Origin of the sequence: Kineosporia sp. R_H_3, from assembly GCF_002198675.1 — a bacterium.
Taxonomy (GTDB): Bacteria; Actinomycetota; Actinomycetes; order Actinomycetales; family Kineosporiaceae; genus R-H-3.
In genome coordinates, this window is sequence record NZ_MWLL01000193.1 from 18306 (window position 1) to 27043 (window position 8738).

Annotated in this window: 8 protein-coding genes; 4 read left to right on the forward strand and 4 right to left on the reverse strand. The window is 70.5% G+C overall.

Annotated features, from left to right (window positions below; genetic code table 11):
* The first annotated feature begins 102 nt into the window (after positions 1 to 102).
* Genes ECOMGDLI_RS23825 through ECOMGDLI_RS23840 form a run of 4 tightly spaced genes read left to right on the forward strand, consistent with a single transcriptional unit; the run spans position 103 to position 4074 of the window.
* Positions 103 to 975: a hypothetical protein gene (locus ECOMGDLI_RS23825; RefSeq protein ID WP_088319349.1), complete on the forward strand. Its 873-nt coding sequence runs from the start codon at positions 103 to 105 to the stop codon at positions 973 to 975.
* Entirely contained in the window at positions 972 to 1898 is a 927-nt protein-coding gene (locus ECOMGDLI_RS23830) for a glycosyltransferase family 2 protein (protein WP_088319350.1), read from the forward strand. The genes ECOMGDLI_RS23825 and ECOMGDLI_RS23830 overlap by 4 nt, the downstream gene beginning before the upstream one ends.
* Positions 1895 to 3490, forward strand: a complete 1596-nt coding sequence (locus ECOMGDLI_RS23835; protein ID WP_088319351.1) for a lipopolysaccharide biosynthesis protein — start codon at positions 1895 to 1897, stop codon at positions 3488 to 3490. The genes ECOMGDLI_RS23830 and ECOMGDLI_RS23835 overlap by 4 nt, the downstream gene beginning before the upstream one ends.
* Positions 3487 to 4074, forward strand: a complete 588-nt coding sequence (locus ECOMGDLI_RS23840; protein ID WP_198955131.1) for a DapH/DapD/GlmU-related protein — start codon at positions 3487 to 3489, stop codon at positions 4072 to 4074. Before ECOMGDLI_RS23835 ends, ECOMGDLI_RS23840 begins: the two co-directional genes overlap by 4 nt.
* Here the strand turns inward: ECOMGDLI_RS23840 and ECOMGDLI_RS23845 are convergent.
* The 4 genes from ECOMGDLI_RS23845 to ECOMGDLI_RS23860 all read right to left on the reverse strand — a co-directional run bounded on the left by ECOMGDLI_RS23845 (position 4071) and on the right by ECOMGDLI_RS23860 (position 8360).
* Positions 4071 to 5024, reverse strand: coding sequence for a glycosyltransferase family 2 protein (locus ECOMGDLI_RS23845; protein ID WP_158221128.1), 954 nt, complete (start codon positions 5022 to 5024; stop codon positions 4071 to 4073). The genes ECOMGDLI_RS23840 and ECOMGDLI_RS23845 overlap by 4 nt on opposite strands.
* A gap of 258 nt (positions 5025 to 5282) precedes the next feature.
* Positions 5283 to 6110, reverse strand: a complete 828-nt coding sequence (locus ECOMGDLI_RS23850; protein WP_158221129.1) for an FkbM family methyltransferase — start codon at positions 6108 to 6110, stop codon at positions 5283 to 5285.
* A 77-nt stretch (positions 6111 to 6187) separates the two neighbouring features.
* Complete coding sequence (holA, locus tag ECOMGDLI_RS23855) at positions 6188 to 7249, reverse strand: DNA polymerase III subunit delta (protein WP_198955132.1); 1062 nt, start codon at positions 7247 to 7249, stop codon at positions 6188 to 6190.
* 49 nt (positions 7250 to 7298) lie between these two features.
* Positions 7299 to 8360, reverse strand: coding sequence for a hypothetical protein (locus tag ECOMGDLI_RS23860; protein WP_088319354.1), 1062 nt, complete (start codon positions 8358 to 8360; stop codon positions 7299 to 7301).
* Positions 8361 to 8738 lie beyond the last annotated feature (378 nt).

Genomic DNA, 8738 nt, shown 5'->3' on the forward strand with positions numbered 1-8738 from the left:
CAGAGCAGTAGGCGTTGTGATCCCTCTGGTCTGCACAGGGGACGCTCCCCACGCCAAAGGGCCTGCGCCCGTCGGCGCGACCCGCAGGAAGCGGCAGCCCGCATGAAGGTCAACGCGTACCTTCTCCTCGCCGACCCGACCTGGCTCCGCACGAGCGTCAGCATGTACTACGACCGCGTGGACCGGATCGTCGCGAGCTACGACGCATCGTCACGGGGGTGGACCGGGGCGCAGGTGCGAACAGAGGAGTGCCTGGCAGCCCTCCGCTCGATCGATCGCGACGGGAAGGTCGACTTCCGTCCGGGCGACTTCGTACGCACCGACATCAGTCCGCTCGAGGCGGAGACGATCCAGCGGCAGGCCGCTCTGGATATTGCGTCTGACGGTGCCGACTGGGTGCTCCAACTGGACACCGACGAGGTCCTCCCGTCGTTCGAACCCTTGGCGACGATGATGCACCGGGCCGACGAACTCGGGATTCCTGCGGTCGAATGGCCGATGCGAGTCCTGTACCGGGCGCTCCGCGACGAGGCGTACCTGCAGGTGATCGACGATCCGGAGCACCTCCACTTCGACTATCCCGGGGCCGTCCTCGTCCGTTCGGGAACACGCCTCAGCACGGCCAGGAGAGCGGACGGTCGATACATCCGCCCGGTCGTGGAGGGCCACGCGCGCAGCCTCCAGGTGTCCAGGCCTGCGGAGGCCGACGAGGTCCGTCTGCAGGGGATCGCGGCGGAGGAGGCGATCTGGCACAACTCCTGGGCCAGACCGATCGGGCAGACGGTCCACAAGATCTCGTCGTGGGGACACAACGCAGGCGCCCGATCCTGGCTCTACTTCGCCCGGCGCTGGCTGCCCGCACCTCTGACCTGGCGCAGAGGTCGTCGCTGGCATCCTTTCGCGGCTGACCTTTGGCCACGGTTGGCGCGGGTCGACCAGCTGCCGTTCGGCGTGCACCCGGAGGACTGCCGATGAACGCGACCCCGACCACGGCCGTCGTGGTTCTCAATTGGCGCAACGCGGCCGACACCCTGGACTGCCTCACCTCGCTCTCGAAGTCCCGGCTCCGGGTGGACACCATCGTCGTGGACAACGACTCGGGAGACGGGAGCGCTGAGGCGATCGATCGCAGTGGCATGGCGTCGAGGCTCATCAAGCATCCCCGGAACGACGGGTACGCCGGCGGGAACAACGTCGGCATCCGGGCAGCGATCGACGACGGCTACGAGATCATCGTGGTGCTCAACAACGACACGCTGGTCCGGGACGACGCTCTGGCGCGCCTCGTCGAGGTGCTGACGACCGCTGAACGGCCCACGGCCGCGAGCCCACGGATCGACTACGCGGACGGCAGTCGCGACCCCTGGTTCGCGGGTGGCGTCGTCGACAGGGGCATGCCGCGCCATCTCCGGCCGGACGAGGCGCCTCCTCGCACCGGGGTGACCCCGGCCCAGACGCTCACCGGATGCTGCATCGCGGCTCGCGCGGACGTGTGGCGCTCGGTAGGCCTGTTTGACGAGTCGTTCTTCCTCATCTTCGAAGACAGCGATTGGAGCGCTCGCGCCGCCGACCACGGGGTCACGCTGCAGGTGGTCCAGGAGTCGGTGATCCAGCACAAGGTCTCACGCAGCTTCAGCGGTGCGAGCATGGGACTCATCAGCACGTACTTCTTCGTCCGCAACGGCTTGCGCTACCACGCGCTCCACCAGAAGCGGCACCTTCCACGGTTCCTGTGGGGACGTGTGGTGAAACCCGTCGTGCGCAACGCCGGCGGTGCGCGCGGGGGGCGTCGCTTCGTGGCTTGGGGCTTCACCGACTGGTTGTTCCGACGCACCGGCAACGCGCCGGCGCGGGCCTGGAGCGAGGCCCGACGCATCGCGGGGACTGCGGCCCGGTGAGCGAGGACCTCAGGCCCGCGGTCGGCTCCGCGCTGGCCGAGCCGGTACCGGCAGGACCAGGTGACCTGCAACGGCAGGCGGCCGGCGGCGCGTTGTGGACGATGATCCACGTGGTCGTGGCGGTGCCTCTCGCCTTCGCGGCCAATGCGGTGGTGGCCAGGACTCTGGGGGTCACCGACTACGGCAGGCTCGCGGTGCTGGGACTCGCTCTGTCCATCGCCACTTCAGTGACGAACCTCGGCGTCAGCGACGGTGTCATCCAGTGGGGCGCTGCCGCCCACTCGCGCGCGGACCAGCGCACCGTCGACTCCCTGCTACGTCGCTCCCTCGGCTTCCACGCCTTCGTGCAGCTCCCGCTGCTCACGATCTTCGTACTGCTGGCGACGCGCGACCAGTCGTGGCTCGTCCGGGCCGCGCTGCTCGTCAGCGTGGCCGTACCCGCGATGCTGGGGTCCTCGACGCTTGCCCTGACCATCGAGAACCGGACCGCGATGTCGGCGAAAATCGCCATCGTGAGTAACGCCGTCACCCAGGCCGCAGTGGCCGCGACAGCGGTCGTCGGCCGCTCACCGGAGGCCGTCTGGGCCGCTCGCAACACCGCAGGGGCATTGTTGCTCCCCGCGAACCTGCTCGCGCTCACGCCGTCACGTCGCCGCGCGGCTCTGACACCCCAACTCCCCAAGGGGATGCCTTCCGGCTTCTGGCGTTTCGGGCTCTTCAGCGCTGCCGGTGGGCTCCTGGGGATGCTCGTCTTCTCCCGCAGCGAACTTCTCGTCCTCCAGGGGTTCGGTGCCGTGCAGGCGGCAGGGATCTTCGCTCTGGCATTCGGACTGGCCCAGCAGGTCACTGCCCCTGTAGATGCCCTTCTCGGACCTCTTCAGCCCGCCGTCGCCGGCGTCGTTGAGTCCCACCCCGACCGGGCGAAGGAGACTCTCATGCGGACGACTCGTGTGAGCAGCCTTCTGTGCGGTGGCGTGGCCGTGATCGCGCTTCCGCTGCTCTTCGGCCTGGTACCGCTCATCTATGGGCGCAGCTTCGAGCCTGCAGCGGCCGTATTCCTCGCCCTCGGCCTGATCTCCTGCTTCCGCTCGGCTGTCAATCCGCTCATGACCTTCACCAGGGCACGCAAGAGGGCCGGCGCGCTCCTGGGCATAAACGCGGCCGCGTTGGCTGTCGATCTCGTGGTGGCCGTCGTCTGCATTCCCACCGTGGGTCTGTGGGGCGCCGTCGTCGCCAACACCGCGGGACAGGCCGCCGCGCTCGGCATGCTGGTGCGGTACGAGTGCCGGGCGTGGGACATCGGCACCGCCCGGTACCTCGCCGCGATGTCGCCGCTCTTCCTCTCCGCGGCAGCGGCGCCGCTGGGGCCCGTCCTGCTTGCGCTCGGTGCCCCCGCGGCCGTGTCGGCCCTCGGCGGAGTCGGTGCGATCGTCCTTGTCGTCGCGCTGATCCGTGTCACCGGGCAGCGGGTCCCGATGGACGACCTGCGGCCGGCCGTCGCTGCCCTGCCTCGGGTGCTGCGCAAACCTGTCACCGCGGCGCTGCGTGCCGTCGCCACTGATCCCTCGGAGTGCAGAGGAGTAAGCGCGTGATACGCGACCTCGCCAAGCGACTGGCGCCACGGGCGCTCGTACAACTCGTCAGATGGCGCCGTGACGTGTGGGCGGACGCGCGATTGCGGCTCCTGACCGAGATCGGGCACGTGCCCTCCCACACCGTCCGGCGCGCCGCGTACCGACTCGCCGGCCTGAGGATCCCGCAGAGCAGCAGCATCCACTGGCGCGCGGAGTTCTACGCGCCGGAACGTATCTCGATCGACGAGTTCACGACCATCGGCGACAGGGTGTTCCTCGACGGTCGGTCCGGCTTGAGCATCGGTCGCAGCGTGAATCTCGGTTCGCAGGTGACCGTCTGGACGAGAGAGCACGACATCGACGCCCCGGACTTCGCGGAGATCGGCGGGCCGGTCGTCATCGCCGACTACGCGTACGTCGGAAGTCGCGCGACCATTCTCCCCGGCGTGACCGTCGGAGAAGGCGGCGTCGTGGCAGCAGGCGCGGTGGTGACCCGGGACGTCGAGCCGTACACGCTCGTAGGTGGCGTCCCGGCGAAGTTCATCCGCAACAGGAGCCGCCAGCTGGACTATCGGCTCGGATACGCCAAGCGGTTCGTCTAGCGGGTGCTCGCAGACCTGCGCGCATCTCCCAGGTGTCGCTTCAACAACCGGCCGACTGCCCGCGTCCGCCTCTCCTTCGGGACCGTCAGCCAGACCATGGCCACCTGCTCGGTCAGGGAGAGCGTGCTGCCGGGCATCTGACCCAGCAGATGCCTGACGTAGTCGCTGTCCTGGCTCTCCCCTGGGAGGACCCGCCCCCAGCGCAGGGCGAGGAGCATGGACAGGTACGGCGCCACGAGGGGCGACACCGTGCTGGTCGAGGCCGGGTGCACCCGGTAGAAGAGACAGGGCACGTCGATCCGCGGGATGACGCCCTGAATCTTCGCGACGCACGTGTTGAGCACGTGGTCATCGGCAGCCTTGACCCACGGCGCACAGCCGCCGGCCTTCGCGTAGAGGTCTCGTTCGTACATGAATGACGTCGTGATCGCCGCGGGGCCGCTCATGAACCGCTCGACGCGGAGCTCCTCGAGATCACCCGTCCCCTTCAGGGAGTCGACGGGGACCTCCAGCAGTGCTTCGACTTCCGACTCCTCGTCGACCCACTGGGCGGGCCAGGTGTGCCGCCCGTCACCGACCGCCTCCAGCGCCGATCGATCGACGCTCCTGGCGAACGGATACTCCGTGGTCCCCACGGCGAGTGCCCCTGTCGTTCTTGCCAGGTCAAGCAGCAGCGATGCCCGGGCCGGATGCCACAGGTCGTCCTGGTCGAGGAATGCGACGAAACGCCCGGTCGCGACCGCAGCGCCCTTGTTCCTCGCCACGGCAACGCCCTGGTTGGCCTGCCGCAGCACGCGCGCCACCGCCGGGTGCGCCGCGGCGATCTCGGCCGACCTGTCCGACGAGCCGTCGTCCACGACCAGGATCTCGAGATCCACGTCAACCTGACGCGCCAGGGATTCGAGTGTGTTCTCGAGAAACCGTTCGCCGTTGTACGTAGGAACGACCACCGACAATTCGGCAGACAAAGCAGACCCCCATAGTGGAACCGCGACGACCGGCTCCTCGCCCTGTGCCGGGGAACCAGCTCGGAAACGTCGACGAACAGCTCACGCTAGCCGATTGATCTTGTTCCGGAGGCTGCGCCGTACTGAGCCAGCGCTACGGATCACTTGTAGCAGCGACATCGGCCCTTGCCTACCTGCGGTGGCAGGGTCTGCCAGCAGGTGCGCACATCTCGCGGCCTAGTCCGGCAGTGGCGTGACGGTCTAAGTCATCAGCAGATCAGTAGCGTCGTTTGCATACGTCTGCAGCAGTTCCTCGCGGCGCTCGACAAGTCGACCGGTGCGCATGTCGCGGCAGGACCCATAGTTGGTGAGCAGGTCCAAGACTGCGCTCGCGGCATCGCCCAGGACGGGCGGCCAAAACTCGATGAGCATCGGCGGACGCCGAGCAAGCGTCTTCTCCGCCCCCGCCAACACTTTCGCCTCGTGGCCCTGTGTGTCGATCCACAAGAATGAGACATCCTCTACGCCGTGCTCCTGAAGGACATCGTCGAGCGGAACCAGCGGAACTGGTACGTCACCCTGCTCCGTCACCCGATGATCCCCCCAATTGACCCGCGAGAGCGCCAGCATGCCCGTACCCACGCCGTCGGAACAGGCAGCACCGACGATTCGAACATTGCGGATGTCGTTGGCAGCCATCGTGGCCCTCAAGAGGCGAAGGTTCTCCGGTGCTGGCTCGATCGCCAGGACGTCTCGCGCAACGCGGGCGGCGGAGAGCGTTGTGGTTCCGATGTTGGCACCGACCTCGACAAAGGTACCTTGGTCGAGCACGGCGCCGGATGAGGCCAAGGCTGCGGGGAGAAGATCCGCTTCCCATCCACCATTCACGAAGACGTTCCTGCCGACAGTCCTGTCGGCAGTGGGGACGAAGACAAGACCTTCAGCAGTGGGAAGGCCAAGGACCGGGGCGAACCTGCGCAGGATGTCGTAGGTATACCGCCGACGAACTGCCAGCCGCCGCTCGCGTCCGCCGAAGGCTGCTCCAACCACTTCGCGAGTGTTGCGAAGAACTTTCTCTGGAATCGACACTCTTTGCATCCTAGTGATTGCAGATGGTCAACAGCATGCAATCGTCAGACACGGCGCCGTCGACCGAGAGACGGCCATCAACGCCCTCTCGCCGACGCAATACGCAAGATCGCCCGCTCCACCGCGTAGACCGGGTCGCGCCCGCCGCCCTTGACCGCCTCGTCGGCCGCCGCGAGCGCGATCACCGCCTCGCCGAGCCCGTCGTCGGTCCACCCGGTGAGCTCGCGCCGCGCCCGGTCGATCTGCCAGGGCGCCATCCCGAGCTCACCGGCGAGCTGGGCCGCCGGGCCGCGACGTGCGGCGGACACCTTGGCCAGCCCGCGGACCTTCATGGCGATCGCCGCGACGAGCGGCACCGGGTCGGCGCCCGTCGCGAGGGCGTGCCGCAGCAGCGAGAGCGCCTGGTCGGCGCGGCCGGCGACCGCGGCGTCCGCGACCTTGAAGCCGGTGACCTCGACCCGGCCGCCGAACCACAGCTCGACGGTGTCGACCTCGACCCGGCCGTCGCCCTCGAGGACGGCGTCCGACGCGAGCTGCGAGCACGCGGCCGCGAGCTCGCGCAGGTCGCTGCCGACCGCGTCGACGAGCGCCCGGATCGCCTGCGGGGACGCCTTGCGCCCCAGCCGACGGAACTCGGCGGTCGCGAAGTCGACCTTCTCCTCGTCCTTGGTGATGGGCAGGCACGACGCCTCGGCGGCGCCGGCCTTGCGGGCGGCCTCGACGAGCCCCTTGGCCCGCACCCCGCCGCTGTGCCGGACGATGAGGCAGACGTCGCCGGGCGGGGCCGACAGGTAGCGGGTGAGGTCCGCGACGAGCGCGTCGTTGGACGCCTCGGCGTTCTCGACGACGACGAGCGAGCCGCCGCCGAAGAGCGACGGGCTGGCGAGCAGCTCGAGTCGGCCGGTCTCGTACCCGGCGGCCTCGATCCGCTCGACGGAGACCTCCGGGTCGGCAGCGCGGGCCTTGGCGATGACGACAGCCACTGCGCGCTCGGCGAGCACGTCCTCACCGCCGACGACGAGCACGACCGGTGCCGGTTCGAGCGCGTCGATCGGGACGATGTTCGCCGGGGTCTTGCCGCCACCGCGCGGCGCGCCCTTGGGCGCCGCCGTCTTCGTCGTCCCCGACCTGGTTGTCACCCGCACAGCCTGCCACGCGCCGCCGACACCCGGGCGCGCGCCGGGCGACTCAGGACGGCGGGCAGGCACCGCCCGCCCCGCCGGCCCGGTCGGTGCGCGGCCGCACCCGGACGGCGGCGACGACCCGGGCCGACATCGGCAGCTGCGGGGCGACCCAGCCCTGCCCGGCCTTGGCACCGAGGCCGCGCTCGAGGTCGGCCACCTGACCGGGGAGCGCGACGACGAGCACCTCGTACCCGGCGCCGCTCCCCCGCGGGAGCGGCTGCTGCGCCGTCCAGCGCGGGCTCCGGTCGCCCGGGGCGAAGCGGACCGGCTCGAGCCGGAACAGCGACGCCGGCGAGGCCCAGTCCCGCACGGACACCACGAGGGTCTGTCCCGGGTCGGGACGACCCGCCCCGGACACGACGAGACACGGCGGGACGCGCGCCCCGGACACCGGCGAGAGCAGCCGGACCGGCAGGCCGCCGGCCGCGACCTTGGCGGCCGCCGGCGCCTCCGGCTCGGCCTCTGCCTCTGCCGCGGCGGCGGCCTCCTCCGGCGCCCGGACCGGGACGGCGAGGGACGACGCCGCCTGCACCCGGCCGGCCGCCAGCGGGGCACGGGTGCCCTGCCCCGGCAGGAGCAGGGCGGCCGCGCCGGCAGCCACCAGGGCCCCGGTCGCTGCGAGCGCCAGCGGATGGGCACGCCGGTGTGCCCGCCGGGGCGCGGTCCCCGCGGGATCCCCCGGCTCCGCCCGGGGTTCCGGCTCGGCTCCTACGGCGCCTGGGTCGGGGCGGTCCTCGCCGGCCGGCAGGGACGCCGTTCCGCCCGCGCACGGGCCCGGTGCGGTGAGCCGGTCCCACGCCGCGAGCCACTCGCCCGACCGGTCCGGGTCGTAGCGCTGGACGACCTCGGCGAGCCGGTCGCGGGCGATCGGCCGCTGCCCGCGGCCCCAGGCCGACCACGTCGTCTTGGAGATACCGGTCTCGGCCTCGAGGGACCGCAGCTGCTGGCGCCGGGTGCGGGCCTGGGCGACGACGAGTGCGGTGAGCTCGCTGACCGAACCCGCCAGCGCCGGGTCCGGAGGCGGCGCGACGGCCGGGTCAAGCGGCTGCGCCGTCCCGTCGTTCACCGGCGTGATTTCGTCGTCGAGCGGTACCACGTCCGACCCCCGAGCGTGCGTCCCACGGCCTGTCCCGGGCTGTCCCGGCACCTCGGCCCTTGTCCCGCCGTCCGGGGGCCGCCGGACAACACGAGCACCGTAGCCGACGGGACGGACGGGACGCCCGACATCTTTTCTGCACCCGTCACGGCTGATCGACTGCACCGGTCGCCGACAGACCCGTCCGCGGCACCCCTTTCCGCAGATCCGCTCGAAGGGACAGCACCCATGTCGACTCACGAGGCCGCAGCGTCGCCCCGACGCCCGCACCGCCCCCGCTCCGACGCCGACCGCCCGACCCAGGCGCCGTAGGAGCCGAGCCGGAACCCCGGGCGGAGCCGGGGGATC

What these genes read in the sequence shown, in the direction of transcription:
- ECOMGDLI_RS23830 (WP_088319350.1), top strand. Translation starts at nt 972, where the DNA reads ATGAACGCGACCCCGACCACGGCCGTCGTGGTTCTCAATTGGCGCAAC.
- ECOMGDLI_RS23825 (WP_088319349.1), top strand. Translation starts at nt 103, where the DNA reads ATGAAGGTCAACGCGTACCTTCTCCTCGCCGACCCGACCTGGCTCCGC.